The sequence below is a fragment of the Streptomyces sp. NPDC090994 genome, assembly GCF_044768905.1.
Classification (GTDB): domain Bacteria; phylum Actinomycetota; class Actinomycetes; order Streptomycetales; family Streptomycetaceae; genus Streptomyces.
The window spans coordinates 23,899-44,311 of sequence record NZ_JBIVWS010000024.1 but is presented as its reverse complement, the minus strand read 5'-3'; the positions used below and the strand labels follow the sequence as shown (position 1 = coordinate 44,311).

At 68.5% G+C, this 20,413-nt stretch carries 18 protein-coding genes; 10 read left to right on the top strand and 8 right to left on the bottom strand.

Going from position 1 to position 20,413, the window contains the following annotated elements:
- Positions 1–224: 224 nt before the first annotated feature.
- Together ACIQR3_RS32445 and eccE are read right to left on the bottom strand one after the other, a co-directional pair.
- Positions 225–1,052: a hypothetical protein gene (locus ACIQR3_RS32445; RefSeq protein ID WP_403544340.1), complete on the bottom strand. Its 828-nt coding sequence runs from the start codon at positions 1,050–1,052 to the stop codon at positions 225–227.
- Positions 1,052–2,395, bottom strand: coding sequence for a type VII secretion protein EccE (gene eccE / locus ACIQR3_RS32440; protein ID WP_403544338.1), 1,344 nt, complete (start codon positions 2,393–2,395; stop codon positions 1,052–1,054). Before eccE ends, ACIQR3_RS32445 begins: the two co-directional genes overlap by 1 nt.
- Positions 2,396–2,590: 195 nt before the next feature.
- Between eccE and eccB the strand changes: the two genes are divergently transcribed.
- The 6 genes from eccB to ACIQR3_RS32410 all read left to right on the top strand — a co-directional run bounded on the left by eccB (position 2,591) and on the right by ACIQR3_RS32410 (position 9,913).
- Positions 2,591–4,150: a type VII secretion protein EccB gene (eccB, locus tag ACIQR3_RS32435; RefSeq protein WP_403544336.1), complete on the top strand. Its 1,560-nt coding sequence runs from the start codon at positions 2,591–2,593 to the stop codon at positions 4,148–4,150.
- Positions 4,151–4,602: 452 nt separating this feature from the next.
- A complete protein-coding gene (locus tag ACIQR3_RS32430) occupies positions 4,603–4,923 on the top strand; it encodes a WXG100 family type VII secretion target (RefSeq protein ID WP_189424222.1) in 321 nt (106 codons plus the stop codon).
- A 65-nt stretch (positions 4,924–4,988) separates the two neighbouring features.
- Positions 4,989–5,282 carry a WXG100 family type VII secretion target gene (locus tag ACIQR3_RS32425; RefSeq protein WP_403544334.1) on the top strand — a complete coding sequence of 98 codons (294 nt, stop codon included), beginning with the start codon at positions 4,989–4,991 and terminating at the stop codon, positions 5,280–5,282.
- A gap of 185 nt (positions 5,283–5,467) precedes the next feature.
- Entirely contained in the window at positions 5,468–6,706 is a 1,239-nt protein-coding gene (gene mycP / locus ACIQR3_RS32420) for a type VII secretion-associated serine protease mycosin (RefSeq protein ID WP_403544409.1), read from the top strand.
- Between the two features lie 2 nt (positions 6,707–6,708).
- Positions 6,709–7,023: a hypothetical protein gene (locus ACIQR3_RS32415; RefSeq protein ID WP_403544333.1), complete on the top strand. Its 315-nt coding sequence runs from the start codon at positions 6,709–6,711 to the stop codon at positions 7,021–7,023.
- 1,567 nt (positions 7,024–8,590) lie between these two features.
- A complete protein-coding gene (locus tag ACIQR3_RS32410) occupies positions 8,591–9,913 on the top strand; it encodes a S8 family serine peptidase (RefSeq protein WP_403544331.1) in 1,323 nt (440 codons plus the stop codon).
- Between the two features lie 12 nt (positions 9,914–9,925).
- Here the strand turns inward: ACIQR3_RS32410 and ACIQR3_RS32405 are convergent, their stop codons facing one another.
- The 6 genes from ACIQR3_RS32405 to ACIQR3_RS32380 form a co-directional block, all read right to left on the bottom strand.
- Positions 9,926–10,270, bottom strand: a complete 345-nt coding sequence (locus ACIQR3_RS32405; protein WP_403544329.1) for a hypothetical protein — start codon at positions 10,268–10,270, stop codon at positions 9,926–9,928.
- A 1,201-nt stretch (positions 10,271–11,471) separates the two neighbouring features.
- Positions 11,472–12,671 (bottom strand): S8 family peptidase, encoded by a 1,200-nt coding sequence (locus ACIQR3_RS32400; protein ID WP_403544328.1) that lies wholly within the window; start codon positions 12,669–12,671, stop codon positions 11,472–11,474.
- Positions 12,672–12,678: 7 nt separating this feature from the next.
- Complete coding sequence (locus ACIQR3_RS32395; protein ID WP_403544326.1) at positions 12,679–13,539, bottom strand: hypothetical protein; 861 nt, start codon at positions 13,537–13,539, stop codon at positions 12,679–12,681.
- Between the two features lie 120 nt (positions 13,540–13,659).
- On the bottom strand, positions 13,660–13,959 hold the full coding sequence (locus ACIQR3_RS32390; protein WP_403544324.1) for a hypothetical protein: 300 nt from the start codon (positions 13,957–13,959) through the stop codon (positions 13,660–13,662).
- An 8-nt stretch (positions 13,960–13,967) separates the two neighbouring features.
- Entirely contained in the window at positions 13,968–15,506 is a 1,539-nt protein-coding gene (locus ACIQR3_RS32385) for a PQQ-binding-like beta-propeller repeat protein (RefSeq protein ID WP_403544323.1), read from the bottom strand.
- A 200-nt stretch (positions 15,507–15,706) separates the two neighbouring features.
- Positions 15,707–16,837 (bottom strand): hypothetical protein, encoded by a 1,131-nt coding sequence (locus ACIQR3_RS32380; protein WP_403544321.1) that lies wholly within the window; start codon positions 16,835–16,837, stop codon positions 15,707–15,709.
- A gap of 589 nt (positions 16,838–17,426) precedes the next feature.
- On the opposite strand from ACIQR3_RS32380, the gene ACIQR3_RS32375 reads away from it, so the two are divergent.
- The 4 genes from ACIQR3_RS32375 (at position 17,427) to ACIQR3_RS32360 (ending at position 20,342) form a co-directional block, all read left to right on the top strand.
- Entirely contained in the window at positions 17,427–17,780 is a 354-nt protein-coding gene (locus ACIQR3_RS32375) for a WXG100 family type VII secretion target (RefSeq protein WP_403544319.1), read from the top strand.
- Positions 17,781–17,799: 19 nt separating this feature from the next.
- Entirely contained in the window at positions 17,800–18,177 is a 378-nt protein-coding gene (locus ACIQR3_RS32370; RefSeq protein WP_403544317.1) for a hypothetical protein, read from the top strand.
- 84 nt (positions 18,178–18,261) lie between these two features.
- Positions 18,262–19,842: a WXG100 family type VII secretion target gene (locus ACIQR3_RS32365; RefSeq protein WP_403544315.1), complete on the top strand. Its 1,581-nt coding sequence runs from the start codon at positions 18,262–18,264 to the stop codon at positions 19,840–19,842.
- Positions 19,843–19,859: 17 nt separating this feature from the next.
- The gene (locus ACIQR3_RS32360; protein WP_403544314.1) at positions 19,860–20,342 is read left to right on the top strand and encodes a protease inhibitor I42 family protein; all 483 of its coding nucleotides are present in this window, start codon (positions 19,860–19,862) and stop codon (positions 20,340–20,342) included.
- Positions 20,343–20,413: the final 71 nt, after the last annotated feature.

The window sequence follows — 20,413 nt, the reverse complement described above, 5'->3', positions numbered from 1 at the left end:
TTCGGTGATCGGGCGACGTGCACGGTCACCTTACTTGTCCCCTGCCGGCCCGCACGGACGAACAACAGGGTCCCAACCCTCCCGGGAAACAGCCTCGTTCGCCGTACCACCGCGGTGACAGGGGCGTCCGGTACGCACCGTGGGGCGCTGCCGTCCACCCGCTGCCGCGGCCGTTCATCCCTGGGGGGGCCGAGCGGCACCCCGGTATGCGGCGGGGAGCCCGCTCAGTCCATCCGGCGCGGAGCCCCGAGGAGCCCGGTCTCCGCGTCGGTCGGCTGGGTCATGACGTACTGCCGGTGCTTCTGCGTGCACCACAGGGCCACGCTGTCGGACAGGGACGGCAGGGACGTGATGTCCTCGCGGCCCAGCCGCATCACCTTGCCGACGATGTCGGACTCCTGCGGGGAGATCCGCTGCACGCCGACGACGTCGGCGGTGGACAGCAGTCGGGGCGCGGTGGGACCGAGATAGGGGAGCAGCGTCAGCACCGACTGCCAGGGCGCCGTGGTCAGACGGCTGCGCGGCGGACGGATGCCCAGGTCGCGGATGATCAGGACCGGGCTGGCCGGAGACGGACCCTGCGGGGCGATCCGCCCCACGGGATGCACCGTCACGCACTGCTGGCCGCCACCGGCCGCCTGCGCCATCGGCGACCACAGCTGGGGACGCGCCGTCTCCACGGCCACCCGCGCGCCGATCGCCGCCGCGCGCAGGGCGATGACCTGGGCCATCCAGGTGCCGCCCACCAGCACGATGTCCAGCCGGGTGGGCCTGCACAGCCCCAGCACCGCGGGCTGGTTGTCGGGGTCTATGCCGAGGACCATGCCGTCGTCCCCGACGGGGAGGCTCAGCTGCGACAGGGTGCCGGCGTCCACGAGGTGGCGCTCGCGCCGAGGGCCGAGCAGGCCGAATGCGGCCCGCAGTCGCCGTTGTGGTCCGTGCCGGGCGGGGTCGGGATTGCGGGGCAGATGGCCCGCGCGCTGCCCGGGGAAGCCTGGCGTCGCCGAGCCGAAGCCGGAACGGCCGGTGGCCGGAGCGGTGGGAGCGGACATCAGCGGGTACCTCCCAGCGGCAGGGTGGCCAGAACTCCGGGCAGTTGCTCACGGTCGAGCCGGACCAGGCCGATCCGGAACGCGGCCGCGGAGCGCTCCAAGTGCTGTGCGGCCTCTCCCAGTTCGTTCTCGCCGCGGCCGGTCAGGCGCACGTGCCCGGACAGGGCCACGAGCGAGCCCCGGCGCTTGCTGATGGTCAGCGAGAAGGTGCTGGCGAGCGCCGGGGAGGAGGTCAGCGCGCCGACCAACTGCGGCAGCGGTGACGCCCCGCCGCCGATCTGCGGCCACCGGGAGATCCAGTACGTGGTGTGCCAGCGGTCGTCACAGCGCCAGGCGCGAGAGGTCTCGGCGGTACGGCGGTTGGAGCGGCTGCCGTCCAGCGCGGCACCGCCGGTGGTGGCCAGCGGGTTGACGCAGCTGGAGGTGGCGACGGCCGCGACGATCTCCGACTCGCTCAGCACCTTGGCCTTCAGCCCGGCGCCCATCAGCCGGCTGGCCAACTGATCGGCGACTCGCTGCAGTGCCCGCCGGGCTCCCTGCATACCCCCGCCGCGGGCTGCCACGGCCTCCGGGCACAGCTCGGGGTCGAGCTTGAGCGCGACCCAGGTCAGGCGCAGGCCCGGCGTCATGCTCTGCGCCTGCAACGGCCCGTAGGAGCGGACGGCCATGGCCTGCGGCGGCAGGTGCGGGGCCGGGGCGGGCTGGGTGTGCTGGACGACCTGCACGGAGGCGAGCCGGATGTCGTCCACCTCCAGCAGGCCCTGCAGCAGATCGAGGGGGATGTCCCGCGTGCCGGCTGCGGGACGCAGCGGAACGTCGGCGGCTTCCACCTGCACCAGGGCGCTGAGGAAGGTGCCGTCGCCGACCATGCCGATCTCACGCTGCTCACGGTCGTGGAACGCATAGGTGCGCAGCGCCGGGTCGCACTCGACGGCCGGGGCGAAGCCGGGGTCCGTACCGGGCGGCACGGGCTCGGCGTTGCGCTTGCGCCGGTCCCTGAGAGCCCGGGCGGTGACGAACCACTCGGGCAGCGGGCGGCCACGCCGGCGCAGCAGCCCGGCGAGGACCAGCGGCACGGCCAGTACGATTCCGACGGTGAGGCCGATGGGGCGCAGCAGCCAGCCGATCAGGAGCACCGCGGCGGCCAGTTCGAAGCCGACCAGCTGCTGGACCCGGATGGGCCCGATGCTGCCGGGGCGCCGGGCGAGCGACGGCGTGGCCGGGGCGGTGCGGCCGGCGCGGGCGGACGGGGTCTGTGCCGGCTCCGGCGGCCCTTCCGATCCCTGGCTCTCCGGTGTGCGATGGCCGCCGTTTCGGCGCCGAGACCTGGTCGCAGTGCTCATCCCCCGGAACAACCCCTTTGCATTGTCTGGCCGCGACTTGAGCTGGCGGCGCACCACGGTACCCCGTACCGTACGGTGCGATCGTCACACGGCATAGTAGGGGCCCCTGCAGGAGCAAACGCCACAGATCGGTGGGCGGCTCCGGGGGGATTCCGTAAACGGCAACAAAGTGAAAAACGGGGAGTTGACCGATCGATGGCGACACGTAGGGATGAGCTGAACGCCTATTCCTTCGCGCGCAAGCGCACGGTGGCGGCGTTTCTCCAGCCGTCCCCGCACGGTTCGGAGGAGGGCGCGCCGCGCCCCTTCAAGACCGTCCTGCCGAGTCTCGGTGTGGCGACGCTCATCGTCATCGGTTTCGGCGCGTGGGGGATGCTGAGTCCGACGGCGCCGAAGGGCTGGGACGAGGAGGGCAAGAACATCCTCGTCGGCAGCGAGTCGACGACGCGCTACGTCCTCGTACGTACCAAGGGAGAGGACAAGCCCAGCCTGCACCCGGTGCTCAACCTGGCCTCCGCCAAGCTGCTCCTCAAGGGCGACAACCCGCAGGTCATCAAGATCAAGGAGTCGGTGCTCGACGAGAGCAAGTACTCCATGGGCGCCACCGTCGGCATCCCCTTCGCACCGGACCGCCTCCCCTCCTCCAAGGACGCCGAGACGGTCAAGGTCTGGGCGCTGTGCGAGGCGCCGGGCAAGGGCGAGGAGAACCAGCCGGTCAAGGCCTCGTACGTACTGGACCAGTCCGACTACACCGCCCTCCTGCACAAGGGCGGCAACGAGCTGAAGCAGGACGAGGCCCTGTACGTGGAGGGACCGGCCGACGCCGGGGGGTCCGCCCCGCGGTACATGGTGACCTCCGACGGCCGGGCCTACCTGATGGGCGGCAAGGACTGGAAGCTCCGGACGGAGTCGGGCATCAAGACGCTGGAGCGCGCCGTCTTCGGCGACGGCGTCTCGCCGCAGAAGGTCAGCGCCGAGTTCATCAGCACGCTGAACGTGGTGGGTGCCCTCGACTTCCCGAACCTGGACGGCGTGGGCACGCAGGCGGAGGTCGAGGGCCTCGATCCCAGCCTGTCCAAGGTGGGCCTGATCGTCGAGGCGCCGTCGGGCCTGGGCAAGCAGAAGTACATCGTGCTCAAGGACCGGGTACAGCCCGTCTCCGACTTCACGGCCCAGCTGTGGCTGCGCAGCCCCTGGGTGGAGGGCGTCTACGGCGCCGAGAACCCGGAGCCGGTGGAGGTCACCTTCAACGACATCCAGCCGGCCGACGGCGAGTGGATGTCCGAGGCCAACTTCCCCAAGGAGCCGGTCGCCCAGGTCAACACGCACTGGGAGGAGGGCGGCAACAAGGTCTCGTGCAGCATCTGGCACGGCAAGGACGACCAGTACACCGGCCTGCCCAAGATGACCGTCTGGACCGGCCGGGAGTACCCGAAGGACGTTTCCCAGAGCGGTTCCAGCACCTACGTCTCGCCCGGCAGCGGCCTGCTGTTCAAGCGGCTGACCGGCACCGACGCCGGCGGCGGCAACGTCTACCTGGTCACCGACACCGGCCTGCGGTACTCGGTCCCGGCGACCAACGACAGCCAGGTCACCGGCGGTGAGAAGGCCGAGGGCGAGAAGACCAACACTGCGCAGGTCAGGCTCGGCTACGACAAGATCACTCCGGTGTCGGTCCCGGCGGCCTGGGCGGACCTGCTGGCCGCGGGCCCGGAACTGAGCAGTGGTAACGCGCAGCAGGCGCAGGGGTCGTAACCGGGGACCGGCCCACTGGGACGGCTCAGGCGAAGAGTCGGCGACGCGTCCGCCGTCCACGGGACGACTGTCACGTGCCCGAGCCGCACCCGTCGGCGCGGTACGGGTACGGCCATGGACCACCGCGCTCGGACAAGGTCTACGGCCTCGACTTCAGCGCTTGGACGTCCGAGTTGCCCACGCCCAGGAGTATTTCCACTCAAGGGACCGCTGCCCCGTGGCCCTCGGGGCGGTGTACCGCGCAGGCGGTGCGGACGGCGCGAACTGACTTGTGAACAAGTTGCGTTGGGCACATCGCGATCTCACTACATGTCCTATCTCCTGTTCGCTCTGTCAGTGGAAGCGATTAGAGTGGACCCAGATCAGACTGGATACGACTGTCGCCGCGAGGTGGCGGACGTGCCGTGTTTGCGGATCTAACCAGTACTTCTACGTCTCATGGGGGACACAGCATGGCTGGACAGCAGTTCACCATGACCGAGGAGGAGATGGTCGCGTTCAGCGGTCGCATCTCCTCGGTCAACTCCTCGATTCAGTCCGAGATCCGTCGGCTGCAGACCGTGATCGACACCATCACGGGCGGCTGGAAGGGCTCGGCGGCCACGGCCTACAACAACCTGCAGTCTCAGGTGAACCAGGATGCGAACAAGATCAACCAGATCTTGAACGACATCAAGGAAGCCGTCGACCAGAGCACCAAGGCTTACGCGGCTTCGGAAGAGGAGCAGCGCTCGTCCATCCAGAGCATCGCTGCCCAGTCCCCGTTCGGATGATCGGCCCCGTGCGCCGCGGCGCACGGCCGTGACCGACCATCGACATCACTGAGGAGACACAAGACATGTCCGGGCAGATCCTCGTCAATTTCCAGACGATCTCCCAGGCTTCCCAGGACGTCCGCTCGACGGCGAACAACATCCGCCGTCAGCTGGACGAACTGGAGGCCGGTGTGAAGAAGATCGCCGCCAGCTGGGAAGGCGCGGCGCAGGAGGCCTACCAGGCCAAGCAGACCGAGTGGGACCAGCGAGCCAACTCCATGCAGCAGACGCTGGAAGCCATCGCCAAGGCCCTCGACGGTGCCGCGCAGAACTACCAGGCCACCGAGCAGAAGAACACTGCCATCTGGGGCGGCTGACGTGATCGCTCGATGGGGGCGGGTGCGCGACGGCGTGCTCGCCCCCATCGGCGGTTGACGGGGCGTAAGGATCTTCCGGCCGGGGGTCGGCCCGTACGTCCTGAGCAAAACTAACGGGAGGACGTAAGACAGTGGGTACCGGGGCATCGCACGCCGCGCGTCGGACGGCCGCAGGCACCGCCGCCCTGGCGGTCCTCGTCTGCGCGCTGCCCCTCGCGGGCACCGTACCGGCATCCGCCGCCGATGGAGTGCGGACCACCTTGGCCGACGATGACGTGCGGTTCCAGATCGACGACACCAGTTGCTCCTTTCCCTCCGACCCGATCAAGGGAACCCCTTGGTCCCTGCAGCGCGTCGTTCTCGACCAGCTGTGGCAGGACACCAAGGGCGAGGGCGTGAAGGTCGCCGTCATCGACACCGGTGTCGACGCCGTCAACAGCCAGCTCAAGTCCGCGGTCGTGTCCGGCAAGGACTTCCTGTCCAAGGGCGGCAACGGCAAGACCGACGACGTCGGTCACGGCACCAAGGTCGCGGGCATCATCGCCGCCCGCAAATCCGCCGAGAGCGGCTTCATCGGCATAGCGCCGGAAGCCACGATCATCCCGATCCGGCAGAACGACGACCAGGGCAGCGGCAACGTCGGCACGATGATCCAGGCCATCAAGTACGCGGCCGACGCCGGCGCCGAGGTCATCAACATCTCGCAGGACACCGCGTCCACCATGAACGCGTCGGTCCACGCGGCCTTCCAGGCAGCCGTCGAGTACGCCCAGGAGAAGGACGCGCTGATCGTCGCCGCGGCCGGCAACGACGGCGCGGACGGCAAGACCAAGGAGACGTACCCGGCGGCCTACCCGGGCGTTCTCGCGGTCGCCGCCTCCGACCGCAACAACGCCCGCGCCCCCTTCTCCCAGTCGGGAGACTTCGTGGGCGTCGCGGCACCGGGCATCGACATGGTCTCGACGGTTCCGGCGGGCGGCCACTGCGTCGACCAGGGCACCAGTTTCGCGGCCCCGTACGTCTCGGGCGTCGCGGCCCTGATCCGCGCCAAGCATCCCGACTGGTCTTACCAGCAGGTCATCACCCAGATCGAGCAGACGGCCGACCGCACCAAGGCGGAGCGGGACGACTTCGTCGGCTGGGGCGTCGTGGACCCGGCCGCGGCCCTCAACGAGGACACGACGGAACCCTCCGAGGACGGCCCGACCCCCGACCCGATAGGCCCAGCCGGCGACGCCGCCGACGTCCAGGCCGCGACCCTGGTCCTGGGCGAGTCGGAACAGGAGCGGACGGAACGGTACGCGCTGTACGTACTGGCGTCCGGTCTCGCGGCGGTGCTTCTGCTGTTCGGGGGTGGTCGGGTACTTAGTGACTGGCGGCGGAAGCAGGGTGTAGGCAAGAACGTGGAGTCAACGGGGAGCTGAGCATGGCTGAGCAGTACAAGGTCGATCTGAGTGAGATCGAGGGCACGATCAGCAAGCTGAATCGTGTCCTGGCGGACATGGGGACGTCTTCGTCCAACTGCAAGAACAAGACGTATTTGCCGCAGAGCGCGCTCGGAACGGGCTTCAAAGAGGCAGAGACGCTGTATAGCGCCCACGAAGTGATGAAGGAACGCCTCTACGAGATCGTGGCGCACCTTGAGCAGGTGCTGGACGACTTCGGGCAGAAGACGAAAAAGACGCACGACGCATTCGCCGACGCTGAGGCGCAGAACTACGCCGCTTTCAATCGGAAGTGACAGGTGTTTTGTTACATGGAAGTTAGGGGGCAGCGGTAGCCGTGAGCGACAAAAGCATCGATAACTTCGAGTACGAAGAAGCGAATCAGTGCTTCGCTGTGAAGCACACCACGCAGTTCGGGCTCGATTACGACATGGACCAGATGAAAAACATGGTCCGAGACGCCGACCCGACTACTGTGAACACAGTGGCGCAGGGCTGGTTGGACCTCAGTCAAGATCTGGTGGGAAGCGGAGGTATCAAGGAGGCTCTGGATACCGCTGTCCAGCACGTTCTCGCGCACTGGGAAGGCGCCAGCGCCGATCTGTTCCGGGAGCGTGCGCAAGTCGTCAGTCAGAAAATCACCGACAGCGCCAAGTACGCGGATAACACCTCGCAGTCTCTTAAGGGCGCGGCTGTAGTCCTCGATACGATCAAAGGCGAGGTAATGGCGATGGAGAAGCCAAGTGGCCTTTCCAGTAAACTCGACTGGGTCGGCGACCTTGGTGATAGAGATGCTTCAGGTGCGGATAATGACCTGAAGAATGGAGCGGGTTCGGAGGATGCCCTCAACAGCAATGAGGGGAGCTTGTCAGCCGGCCGTGAGGCGCAGCTGAAGATGGCTGCAAAGATGGAGATCCTTGGTGCGGCCTATAACAGCCGTGCTGCGGAGTTGGGGTCATGGAGGCGGAAGGTCGATGAGTCCCCTGGGGACGATTATCCCGGCGACCCCGGTGGTGTAGCCCCAGCTCCTGTCGTCATGCCTACGGGTATTACGCCGCGGAGCCCGGAGAAAGGCACGGCAGCGGGTAGTGGCCGTGGCGGGCAGGTCAGTGCGATCACCCCGTCGAAGTCTGTCACTCCGCCCAGCGGGGTGACAGGCGGAGCGCACAAGCCGAACGTGTCCCAACCTCAGGTGAGCACTGCAATTGACGGTATCTCCGGTGGGCGCACTGACACGCCATCGGTGGGCAGGTCCGCTACGGTCAATAGCGGAGCGACTGGCGGGAACCTTCCGAGCAGCGCCAGCCCTGCTGCCGGAAGTCCGGGCTTCGCGTCCGGTGCCGGGGCAAGTCGTGGGGGCGGCGTGGGCCGTGCTGGGGCGAGCGGCGTGGCCGGGCGTGCTACGCCAGGTGGTGCGGCTGGCCGCGGAGGCGCAGGAGCTGGTGCTGGTGCCGGTGCGGTCAGGGGAGGCACAGGGCGTGCCGGCGGCTTGGCTCGTCAGGCAGGTGGTGTTGTCGGGGGAACGCCGAAGGCTGGCCCCGGAGCCGGAGGCAGGGGTACGGCTGGTGGTTCTGGTTTGCATCGGAGCCGTGGAGCTGCAAGTGGCGCGGGTGCTGTCCGAAAGGGTGGCGTGGCGGGTGTGCCCAGTGGGCGAGCTGGACGCCCGAAAGACGAAGAACGCCGTGAGAGTGAGCGGCCGGATTACCTCGTTGAGGACGAGGAAACCTGGACGCCGCAGACGAACGCGGCTCCTAGGGTCATCGAGTAGCCGTCAGCGAACTGTGCTCACCGGCACGTGACAGGATGCGTGGGCGTGGCTTCAAGCCGCGCCCACGGTCGGTGAACGGGAGAGGTGTAATGGGTATGGCCTTCAGGCGAACGATGTGTGCGTTGAGTGTCACGGCATTGACCGGCCTACTGATTCTGACGGCGGCTCCCAGCGCTTCTGCAGACCAGATCAGGCGTGATCAGTGGGCTCTTAAGGCGCTACAAACCGAAGCCGTGTGGAAGATTTCAACGGGCGCGGGCGTGACGGTTGCCGTGATCGAGAGCAGTGGTATGAACTTCGATCATGTAGACCTGAAAGGAAACTTGCTCAAAGGTCATGATTTTGAGCACGGTGGTGCTGCTCAGTCTCCAGAGGAATCTGATGACAATCCGGCCCACGGTACGGGCATGGCTTCCATTATTGCTGGCCATGGGCACGGTTCTCAGGGAGAAGACGGCATCAAGGGGCTCGCGCCGGATGCTAAAATTCTCCCTATTCGTTCGACTGGTATGGGTTACGCGGAAGAGATCCGCTATGCCGTAGACCAGGGAGCGTCCGTCATTAATATCTCCGAAACGCAAAGTGCAGATCTCGCTGAGGATCGCGAGGCGGTGGTCTACGCTCTGAAACATGATGTGTTGGTCGTGTCCGGCTCTGGTAATGGTGGGAATGACGGTATCCAGTACCCGGCGAAGTACCCGGGTGTTCTGACGGTTGGCGGCGCAAGCAGCGATGGCAACCTCTGGGAGGGGTCGAATTACGGTCCAGAAGTTCTCCTGCTGGCGCCGGCAGACCGGATCGTCAGTGCAGGATGGCCAGGAAGTGACGCAGCCCGCATGGCTTCAGGAACGTCAGATGCGGCTGCGTACGCTTCGGCAGCTGTGGCTTTGCTGCGATCGAAGTTTCCGGATCTTACTGCCGGGCAACTCGTGAACCGTCTCGTCAAAACGGCCTCACTTCCTGATGCGGTCAAGGAAGTGTCTGTCCCTGACGAGAGATATGGTTATGGCTCTATCCAGCCCTTGGCTGCGCTGACTGAAGATATCCCGGTGGGCCCAAAGTACGGTCCGCTAAAGGTGCCGGACTTGTTGAATCCTGCGAGCGCTGGTAAGTCAGATACGGATTACGCGGCTGAGAATAAAAAGGCGGACCAGAAACAGATGCTCTTCTTCGTTATTCTTGGCGTCATCGCCTTGGTTGCCGTCACCCTTATTGTACTGCTGAGTATGAAGATGTCACGGCGTAATAAGAACGGCGCTGGTGGCCCCGGTGGCCTCGATGCGACAGGCGGGGGCCACCAGTACGGGCAGCATATGACTCCGCCGCAGAACCCCTATCAGCAGTCGGTGCAGCCGCAACATAATCCTTACCAGCAGCGTTCAGCCCCAACGCAAGGACAGTGGCCGCCTCAGCAGTAGCCGTTGGGCGGTTCAAACGAGTAGCGGCGGTGGCGCGGACAGCGTCACGTCCGCCGAGTTTTGGGTAGCAAAGCGTTGTGGTTGAGTGTGGTGGTTGGCCTTGGTGCGCATCGCGGGCGGCGCACGCAACCAGGTGGGATGGCTAGCATTGCAACTGACCACGGCCTCAAGCGCTTCCGGCTCCGGAACGTACTGAGCCATCGGAGAGACGGTGGGGCTTTTAGAAGCGGGTAATTCGTCACGGTGGCTCAGCCGGACCGGGAAGAATTGTGACATGCGGCGCCAGCCCTGACCGATGAACTCGACCGAACACCAGGAACCGTCGACGAAGCCGGTCTCGTGGTTACCACTGATCACATCACTCCGATCGGGGGTCCAAGTGACGTTGGAAGGTCCGTGACTCGCGCTCTCGGCTGTGCCGTTCCTTCCAGTGAGGAGCCTGCGCTTGACGCGTGGACGAGTTGCAGGTGCGCCCTACGGGGGTGCGACCTCACACCAACCCGGCAGTCCGTCAACTGTGCAATGCCCGCAGCCCGGGCACCGGTCGAACGCGGCGTCGCATGACTGGAGTCCTGACGGATTTTTCTCATATCCAGGTGTAGCCCGGATCGAATGACGTGAACCGCAGCCGTCCTCAACTTAAAGCGGCACCGCTGAAAGTGCCCACTTTAAGTCACTTTCATCGCCTGCGCGTCCCAGAGCGCGGCCTGGTCGGTGTAGTAGGTACCGGAAAAGCGCGAACGCCAGGCCCGCTGCCGCCTGGTTGTAGGCGCTGACCACGCTGTCGTACTGACCGCCGAACGTCTGCACACGCTGCTTGGCGGTGGCCGCCTCGGGCTCGTACTGGCTCGCCTTGGGCTGGTAGCGGTGAGCATGCGGTGCCAGAGGTGAGCTGTGCCGAGGCCGCGTATGGCGTCTCGGTAGTTGCCCACGTAGGTGGGCAGGGCACCGACCCTGTCGGCGGCAGCTTGCGCGGCTTTTCCCTTCCGGGCTCGGCCGCCATCCTCACCGCGGAGGGAACGCCGAATCTGGTGTGCACTGTCCAGTCTGCTCAGGGTGGTGTCGAGCCTCGTGACCAGATGGCTGACACTCTTGACCTTGCCGGGCGCCGGGTCGAAGCCGAAGGCGGGGGAATTCGGTGTGCCGCTCATCGGGGACCTGCCGTGGTGGGAGAAGCGGGAGCCGACGGAGTCGCCGATGTCCTCGGTGAGGGAGAGGGCTGTGCGGCGCTTTGCGCCTGAGTGAAGGCCTTGCGGATCGCCTGCTCGGTCTGTTCGTAGTTGTCCTTCGTCGATGCCGGCGGGCCGCCCCGTCCACGGGAGGATAGGAACCGGGTGGCTTGCCCTCGGGCAGAGCCAGCGGTCGCGCGGACGGGCACGGCATGACGGCACGGGACGAGCCGGTCTCCTTATTGCCCGTGCGGGTTCCCGCCGGGGTGTCGCTGATGCGATGCACCGGTCGGTGCTCGGTTCTGGTCGGCCGGGTGGGCGCGGACCGGCCCCGGTCGGCTGGGCGGGCTGTCGGGTGACAGGAGTGCGTATCGGGGCCGGTCCGGGGGTCAGCCGGTCGAGGGGCCGGGTGGTGGGGGGATGCTGGCCGTCCCCGTCGGTGGTTCGCGGCGGGCCGAGCGGATGAGGAGGGCACCGCCGGTCAGGAGGGCCAGGCCTGTGCCGGCCGCCGCCAGGCCTGTTGTCCACAGGCCCTGTTCCAGGTCGGGGTGCGTGGTCTTCGGGGTGCCGTCCGGAGTCGCCAGGTGCTGCTTGCCCTTGTGGGCGATCGGGGCCGTCTCGTCCTTTGGGGGTGAGGCTGCGGCTGCCACCGCGGCCGCAGCGTCGATCGCGCCGTAGCCGAGCAGGGGGCCGCCGCCCTCGGGGGGACGGTTGGTGGTGGCGATCAGTATGTCGTTGACCTGGGCCGGGGTGAGGTCGGGGTTCTTCGCGTACATCAGCGCCACGACGCCGGCCGCCAGCGCGCAGGCCGGGGAGGTGCCGTTCACCGCCTCGTAGCCACCGGTGTTCTTGGCACTCATGATGGCGACGCCGGGCGCGGCCACGTCGTTGTAGGTGTGCACGGTGGAGAAGTCGGCACGCTCGCCGTTCTGCTGCGTGGCGGCCACGGCGATCACGCCCGCGTAGCCGGCTGGGTACGAGGTGCCGTTGAACTCGTCTCCCGCGTTGCCCGCCGAGGCGAGCACCGGCACACCCTTGTTCAGGGCATACGCCACGGCGGAAGTTTCCTCGCCGGAGTAGTCGGCGCCCCATGAGTCGGCTGTGCCGAGCGACATGGAGATGACGTCGGCCCCGTGGTCCACGGCGTAGCGAATGCCCTCGGCGATCGGGCTTTTGCCCAGCTTGCGCAGTTCCTGCAGCTCCTGGTAGGTCGTCTCGTCATCCTCCTCGTCGTTGATCACGCGTACGGAGAGGACTTTCGCCTTCGGTGCCACCTTGAGGACGTCGGAGGCCATGGCGGTGCCGTGGCCTCCCCACTCGGGGTCACCTGACTGCAAGCCGTCCTTGAGGAAGTCGGGACCGGTGGTCACCCGGCCCTCGAGCGCCGGATGGCCGGCCTCCGCACCGGAGTCGAGCACGGCGACCGTCACCCCCTCGCCCTGGCTCTGCTGTTGCGCGGCGGACAGGCCGAGCGCCTGTCCCTCCCAGCCGACCGGGGTGTCCGCGTGTGCCGGAACGGCGGCCAGGGCGCAGTAGAGCCCGGCGAGCGCGAGGGCGGTGCAGGTCGCACGCACGGTCTGGAACGTCATGCCCGTCTCACCTCTCCAGGTTCATGATGTTGGTGCGGAACATGCCGCTCAGTGACTCGGCCTCGTCCATCCACGGCTTCCGGTCCTCGGTGTCGATGCCGTATCCGTTGAATTCGTCGGGGAGATGGGACGCGAGACGGCCGTCGACCGCGCCGGTGGTGACGGCGACGACATAGGGGAGGTTGCCGCCGATTCCGGAGCCGCCCATGCCGTTGCGCCCGTCCGCGTCCCACTTGGCCGCGAGGGTGCCCGGAACCTTGTACGGGATGACTGCGGCGTCGGGGAGGTCCTCGTTCGACTGGTCGTAGACGTACTGGCCCAGTTCCTCCGCCGCGTCCCTGCCCGCGGGCATCACGATGACGGCGACCGTGGCGACCATCTCGCCGGTGAGATCGACGTAGGTGGCGCGCAGCACGGCCTCGCAACCGAGGCGCTCCGCCGTCTCCCTGGTCTCCCCGCTGAGGCCCGCGGAGCACGACGTGTCCTCGGAGATACCCATGCGGCGCCAGTGCGCCAGCTCTTCGTCGGACACCTCGTAGCGGTGGTTGGGCGGATCGCCGACGGTCGCGGGGAAGAGGGTCTCGGCGGTCTCGTTGCGCCACAGCACCGGGCCGTAGGCCTCCGCGTTGGGCACGTTCTGCCGGCTGTTGTTGTACGCGTGCGTCGCCAGCATGCCGCCCCCCAGCAGGCCGAGCGCGCCGACGATGCCGAGCAGGGTCCCGGCGACCTTCCGGCCGGTGCGGCTTCCGCCGCTGGGCGGCAGGGGTGCTCCGGGGGCGGGAACGGTGGGCGGGGCTCCGAGGGGAGTGGAGTACGGGCCGGCCTGGGGGTACGGGGCTTGCTGAGGTGCTCCGTACTGCGGTGGCATCGGCGGCAGCGGGCCCGGGCCCGGGCTCTGGCCTTGCTGTGGCCAGCCTCCCTGAGGCGGTGGCTGCAGGTACGGATTGCCGCCTCCCGGCGGCGGGGGGTACGTCATGGGCGGGCTCCCTTACTGATCATCCTGCGGGCGAGCACGACGGTGCCGGCGCCGGTACAGCTCGACGGCCGTCTCGTTCGGGTAGGCGGGAAGGACGACGCATGCGCCGGTGTCCTTGGCGACGACGATCTTGCTGCCGCCCGGCGGCGCGGGCCGGGGCGGGCGCCCGTCCTCCGTACCGGCGGGGAAGTCCGCGTACACCACGTAGCCGGTATCGAACTCGTAGACAGCCAGGGGCACTGGTGTGCCGTCCGGCAGTCGCGGTTGCGCATGGTGCTCGCGGACGATGGCCAGGGCTTGTTCGGGGGTCATCGGCGGTGCTAGTCGGTGGTGGGGAGGGCGACCAGGGAGTACGCCTTCTCGTCCCCGAACGTGATGGGCGCGTCCACTGCGGACACGTAGAGCCGGTCCTCGTGCCAGTAGGGCCTGGCCCAGATGGACATGCCCTTGTCGACGTCCGTCGGGTACTCGACGACGGTCGTGATCGCTCCGTCCTCGGCGTCCAGTTCCACCAACGCGGGCCCCTTGTCGGAGTCGTTGTTGGTCATGTAGGCGAGGATGCGGCCGTCGCCGGCTGCCGGCAGCGGGTAGAGCTCCCGGTACTCGACAGCCTCGGTCTTCCACAGCTGCTTGCCGCTGTCGAGGTCGTACGCGGCCATGAGGCGCTTCTCCGTGCGCTCGCTCGCGCCGATGACGAAGGTGTCACCGACGACAGCAGCCTCCGACCAAGGGGCGCCCGCCGAGTCGTCGGTCATGACGTACTCGGCCGGTGTGCGGGGCGAGAACTCGCTGCGCACCTTTCCGGTCTCGTCGTCGAGGGAGAAGAGGGCCTCGCCGTCGGCGCCGTTCTTGAGGAGGACCAGGGGAGAGGTGGAGATGACGTTGCGGGCGTCGAGTTCGCCGCCGACGCTGTCCTCGGGCAGCGCGTGGTGGTACGTCCAGCGGGCCTTGCCGGTGGCTGGGTCGATCGACGCGACCTCGTCCCACTCCTTGCCGTAGTCCGGGTCGTCGAAGTCCATGATCATGCAGCCGCGGACCCTGATGAGGGCCTCGCCGCCGACGAACGTGCCGCTGCCGCAGTCCTCCGTCGCGTACTCCCCGGGGTCCCAGGCCGACGTGCCGTCCGCTGCGTCGAACGCCCGGGTCCTGTTCCCCGCGGTGATGACGACCACATCCCCGACACGGGCGACCGACACGTCACTCGCCGAGCTGCTGTCACCCGGCTTGAGATCCTTGTGCCACAGTTCCTTGCCGCTGGTGAGGTCGTACGCCGCCACGTGGTCGCACAGCGTGCCCTCGCCGTACGCGACGATGCCGATGTCGCGGGTGGAGTCCTCCGGGGCGACGCACGCCTGGGTGACGTCGCCGGGGAGGGCTGTGGCCCACAACTGCTGCCCGGTGTCGGGGTCGTAGGCCTTGATGCCGTCCCGTACCGCGTGGACGACCGCCTCGCCGGTGAACCAGGTGCCGCGCGTCTCCGCCTTGTCCTGGGTGGCGGCGGTCTGCCCCAGCTCGGACTGGGGGATCGGCACGCTCCACAGCACGTTGTTGCTCGCCGAGCCCAGGAACATGTACCAGGCCCCGAATCCGGTACCGCCCAGCACGAGCACGGCCAGGACCAGCAGCACGATCAGTCCCGTGCGCTTCTTGCGCGGCGGCCCCTGAGGGAAAGCGCCGATGGGACCGCCCGGGCCACCGGAACCGCCGTGCGCGTACTGCTGGGTGGGGTACTGGGGGTAGGCATACTGCTGCTGGGGGTAGCCGTGGCCGGGATGCGGGGGCTGTTGCGGAGGGCCGTACGCCGGTGGCCGGCCGTATCCGTGTGGCTGCCCGTGCCCTTGCGGTGGCATATGTGGCATGTGCTGCGGGGTCTGCTGCGGCACGCCGTACCCGTACGGCTGGGGTGGCGCCGGGGGTGCCGGTGGCTGCTGGGGGACTCCGTAACCCGGCACCGGCTGCCGCTCCGGGTGACCGTCTCCCGGTCCCGGCGGGCTCTGCGGGCTCTGCGGGCTCTGTGGGCCGGGCGTTCCGCCCGCTCCCTGCGCACCGTTCATCGACATCAGCGGTGACTCCTCGGGTACGTGGCCCAGGCGGCCTCGAACTCGCTCGCCCCCATGCCCACGGCCTCCCGCAACTGCCCGTCGAGCTGGTCGGGGTGGCGGTAGTGGTCGGTGACGAAGCGCAGCGCGGCGGCGTCACCGCTCTTCTCCGCGATGAAACGGAAGGCCAGATAGCTGGTCGTGCAGCCCATGGACGCGCTGGTGGCGTCCGAGTCCCAGTCGGGAAGCTTCCCGTCGAACCCCTGGCCGGAGACGTTGTTCTCGATCCGCCACGACGCCAGCTCGGTGTCGAAGCGCAGCGCCACCCACTCGGCGAAGCCCTCCACGACCCACTGGCGCACGCTCTCGGTGCCCGTGCTGAACTCGGCCTCCAACGGTTGCACGAGGGCGTGCGCGAACTCGTGGTGGGAGATGTCCTCCACGTCCTGCTGCCACCGCGTCGCCGCCGTGAAGCGGGACTGCGAGCTGTCCATCTTGATCCGGGCGCCGCCGTACTCCAGGTCCTTCTCGTCGCTGCCGAAGCCGGCGTCGAAGGCCGGCATCGGCACGCTCTGGCCCGCCTCCCACTCCACGGAGGGGGAGCCGTACAGCTTGCCGTACAACTCGAGGTCGGGTTCGAGGACGGTCAGGAACCCCGTAGGTGTCTCGGTCGCCTCCGGGCCGCTCGACCTCCACAGTTCGATGTCGTCCACCGCCGCCTCCTCGACGTACGGCGCGAAGCGGTCGGTGTCGGCCGCGTACTTCCTGTCGGAGATCGTCAGCGAGTGGGCCTGACGTACGACGTGCATGTGGTCGTAGAGGTCCCAGGGGGCCGGGCAGTACACGTAGGTCTCGAAGTCGTACGCGCCGGGCGAGGGGCCGACCTTGGTGACGGTGGGCTCGGTGCCGGGCGAGTCCCGCTGGACGACCCACCGGTACCACTCGGACACCGGGCGGACGTCCACGTCCTCGATCTTGTGGACGAAAGCGACGTCGACGGCGACTGTCGCCCCGTCGCCGTAGTCGTTCTCACCCGAGCCGTTCTGGTCGAGGACGGAGCACTCGGCCAGCGCGAAGGGGATCTTGCGCAGGCCGTTGCCGCCAGGTGCGGGCTGGGGCGGCCGGTGCAGGGGGTAGGGGGCCGGGTACATGCGCGGTGGGGCCCGGTGCGGGTGGGGTGGCGGGCAGGTTGCCCCGCCGTGCTGGGGATACGGCCCCTGCGGGTGTGCGCTGCCCGGCTCTGCGGGCGGCGGGGGGTACGACATGGACTCCCTCTCCCTGGGTGTCGCTGGTGCGCGGAACCGGGTGGCCCCCGTGCGGGCGTCGGAGAGGGCGGTGGTCGCGAGGCACACCAGCAGACATGGCGCGCTGCTCCGCGAACGCCGGGTCCCTTCGGCTGGGACCGGTCGTATGCCGCTGCCGCGGTCGGCCTCGACTGCGGCAGCCCCGGTGAACTGACGTCCCCCCGTGGCGTGTTCGCGCGGACGGCACTGCGCCGCCGCCCCTGCCTCCCCGTGAATACTCATGACACCTTACAAGCCCACCGGTCACACACCGGTACCAGGACGTCCCTCTCGGTGCAGGTCGCGTTCGGCCGGCCGGCGACAACTTGAGCGGTCCGCCCCGGCGCCGCCGCGAAGGGATCGTGAACAAGATCGCCCACCGACGCGCGACTTGATAAGGTCACGCCAATCGGCGAGTGGGCAAGCACTCCAGCAGCACATGACTTACGGGGGCCATGTGTCGACCTATTCGGTTGACTCCAGCGGATATCAGGAGAACGTCCGGCATCTCGACGCCGCCGCCGAGGACATCGGCACGGCCGGGTCGCAGATGCCAGGCGAGCAGTGCTCGCTCTACGACGTCTACGGGGGTACGGACTCCGGTCCCGCCTTCGAACGGTGCGTCACCGCGTGGCACGACGAGGCCGACGTTCTGCGTTCCGCCCTGGAGGAGATCGCCGGCAAGCTCCGGATCACCGGCAACAACTACGGCGCGGCGGAGGACTCCGCGCTCCAGCGCGTGCACGGCGCCGCGCACACCGGCGGGCAGGCCCCGGCCCCGGCGCCGTCCGAGCCCTCTCCGTTCGGCTGACACACGAGGTCCTTGTCGCATGAGCACCGAAGAACAGATCCTCCAGCTCGACCTGCCCGCCCTCCTGCGGTACGGCATCGGCCAGGGCGCCGCCCAGCGCCGCGTCCTGTTCGGCGAGGGCGCCGTCGCCGCGGCCGTCACGCTGGACCGGCTGGGCGTCCAGCCGCGCGCCGTGGCGTTCCTGGCCAAGATCGTGCGCAGCGGCGGTACGCGGTACGCGGCCGGTCTGGCGGAACCCTTCCCCGGCGCCGACGCCTCACGGGCCGCCGTCGGCTGGCTGACGAGCGCCGCCGTCGTGGCCCGAGGCACGGACGACGACGAGACCGTGGCGCGCTGGTTCGAGGCCGTCGCCGAGATCCTCGCGCTGCGGCACCGCACGGCCGGCGCGGGACGGTAGGCGTCCGCCGGGCCGCACCGGTACCGCCGGCGGTACCGGCACTGTCGTACGTATACGCACACGAGCAGGAAAGAGAACCGGGGCATGGCGGGGGAGTCCACGACGTCACGGCGTTCCGAGCTGGCCGGTCTGAAGGGCAGCGTCGAGGGAGCCGGTGACAAGAACGACCTCATCGAGGCCATCGACAAGGCGCTCGCGGTCGAGGCGCCGGTGGGCGACCCCGGCGCGATCGAGACGGCTTCCAAGCAATTCAAACAGGCCATCAGTACGGTCGACCAGGCCTCGGGGCGGATCGGCAAGGCGGCCTCCGGGCTGCCCGAGGTGTGGACCGGTACGACGCAGGTGGCCGCCACGGACGTGGTGGCCGCCGCGCAGCGTGCCGCGGACCAGATGCGGGAGGCGTTCGAGGGCAGTGCCAAGGCGCTCGTCGCGCTCGCGGACGGTGTGGAGGAAGCGCAGCGCCAGGACCGCACGGGCCGGGAGATCCTCGCCGAGGCGCGCGCCTCCCTGGGCGGCGAGGACGGCTTCTTCGACGGCATGTGGGACAGTGACGAGGAGGACGCCGCCGTACAGCAGGCGAAGGCGAAGGCGCTCGACGGCGTCGAGCGGCGCCACCAGGCCGCGGTCGTGGCCGACGACGCGGCGCGCACGGCGGCCGGAGAACTCAACCGCTGGGCGTCGGAGGCCCGTTCGGGCAAGCTGGACGCCCAGGGCCTGACGGCCGCGGACAAGCTGATGCTGGCCGACACCAGCAGCGTGGACGAGAACAGCGCGGACCGCGAGTACAACGAGATCCTCAGCGCGGGCGACCTCGAGCGCTCCGCGCGGTTCATGAACGAGATGAGCCCCGGAGACCGCGCGGAGCTGGAGCGGATGCTCAAGGACGCCAAGTCACCGGAGGAGCGGGCCTACCTGATGAAGGCCGTCGCGGCGGGCTACGACATCGACGCCGTACGGGAGTTCCGCGGGAAGATCCACGCGCACGGCGACGACGAGGCATGGCTCCAGCGGCACCTGTCGCCCGCGGTCACCGAGGCCGGCAGCGTGGACCAGCCCGGCGTCAGCGACTCGCTCACCTTCAACGGTGAGAACTGGTCCCAGAAGGGCAGCACCTGCGTACCGGGCTCCACCATCGGCGCGCGGGCCATGGTCGACCCCGTCTACGCTCTGGAGCTCACCGGCGGCCCCTCCGGCCAGGAGGACGACGGCGCGGCCTTCCGTGAGCGGCTCGACGACGAGCTGACCCGGGTGCACGAGGAGGGCGACGGCGACTACGAGCACATCTGGGGCGGCGCCCCGAACGGCATGGACGCCGACGGACAGAACGAGGTCGCCAACGCCGAGATCAGCCCCCACACCGGCGCGGAGTATGAGTACCGGGAACTGCGGGACGGCGCGGACGCCCGGCGCGAGGTGCTGCCGGACATCGAGCGTGCCGTCGCGGACGGCAAGCCCGTACCCGTGGAGGTCGAGGGCAAGGACGCCGACGGCAACCGCGTCGGCCACCAGATGATGATCATCGGCCAGGAAGGCGACATGCTCCAGATCTACAATCCCTGGGGCCACACCACCTGGGTCAGCGAGGACGACTTCGTGAACGGCCACATGGACAAGGCGTCCGACGAGCGCATGCCCGACGCATTCGCCGTCCACGTACCGCAGTGACCGAAGGAGTGAACCGGATGACCGGCACGACGACCACGCCCCGCCGCACGCGTCTCGCCCCGACCGCGTTCCTGCTCGGGGCGGTGTGCGCCCTGACCGCCTGCGGCTCGTCCGCCGGCCCGCAGGAGTACGGAACCGGCCAGCGGTCCATCAAGGCCGAGGTCGGCGACAAGTTCACCCTCTCCTTCCCCATGCAGCCGACCCAGGGGGAGTGGTGGTACCGCGTCGACCCGGAACCCGACGAGAAGATCGTCCGCAGCGAGGGCGACCGCGAGGACTATGAGGGCTCGGGCGGGGCGGGCGGCGGTGACGGCACCCAGTTCTTCGACTTCGAGGCGATCGGCGCGGGCACCACCGAGATCCGCATCCTGCACTGCCCGGTCGGCACCTGCGTGGGCAAGGGCGCGACGGCGTCACCCAAGCCGGATGCGGACTCCACCAACTCCGACCAGGCGGACAAGGCGCGGTATTACACCTTCGAGGTGACGGTACGGAGCTGAGGGCCGGGCGTCCGGTCACCGGAGGACCTCCCCCCGTGCTGCACGTCCGGGAGCGCATGCGATGACTTGGT